Source organism: Streptomyces spiroverticillatus (assembly GCA_014650415.1).
GTDB classification, from domain to species: domain Bacteria; phylum Actinomycetota; class Actinomycetes; order Streptomycetales; family Streptomycetaceae; genus Streptomyces; species Streptomyces spiroverticillatus.
Genome location: BMUX01000084.1, coordinates 1 through 794, shown reverse-complemented (window position 1 = coordinate 794; position 794 = coordinate 1). Strand labels below are relative to the sequence as shown.

Genomic DNA, 794 nt, shown 5'->3' with positions numbered 1-794 from the left:
CGGCGTGAGCTTGAGGATCGTTGTCTGTGTGAAGTACGTGCCCGACGCCACTGGCGACCGGCACTTCGCCGATGACCTGACGGTCGACCGGGACGATGTCGACGGTCTGCTGTCGGAGCTGGACGAGTACGCGGTCGAGCAGGCGTTGCAGATCGCGGACGAGGCGGACGACGCGGAGATCACCGTGCTGACGGTGGGTCCGGAGGACGCGAAGGACGCGTTGCGCAAGGCGCTGTCGATGGGTGCGGACAAGGCCGTGCACGTCGAGGACGACGACCTGCACGGTTCGGACGTGATGGCGACCTCGCTGGTGCTCGCGAAGGCGATCGAGAAGACCGGGTACGACCTGGTCATCGCGGGTATGGCGTCGACGGACGGCACGATGGGTGTGCTGCCGGCGATCCTGGCCGAGCGGCTGGGGGTGCCGCAGGTGACGCTGCTGTCGGAGGTCACGGTCGAGGACGGGGTGGTCACCGGCCGCCGCGACGGCGACGCCGCCTCCGAGCAGCTGCAGGCGTCGCTGCCGGCGGTGGTGTCGGTGACGGACCAGTCGGGTGAGGCCCGCTACCCGTCGTTCAAGGGGATCATGGCGGCGAAGAAGAAGCCGGTGGAGTCCCTGGACCTGGACGATCTGGACCTGGAGGCCGAGCTGGTGGGCCTGGAGGGCTCCTGGACGGCTGTTGCCTCGGCGGACAAGCGCCCGGAGCGCACGGCGGGCACGATCGTCAAGGACGAGGGCGAGGGCGGCAAGCAGCTCGCCGAGTTCCTCGCGGGCCAGAAGTTCATCTAAGCCC

General features: G+C 69.0%; 1 protein-coding gene. It reads left to right on the top strand.

Features of this window, described 5'->3' with window-relative positions:
* Window positions 1-4: 4 nt before the first annotated feature.
* Window positions 5-790: an electron transfer flavoprotein subunit beta/FixA family protein gene (locus tag IE269_RS42810; protein WP_189828781.1), complete on the top strand. Its 786-nt coding sequence runs from the start codon at window positions 5-7 to the stop codon at window positions 788-790.
* Window positions 791-794: the final 4 nt, after the last annotated feature.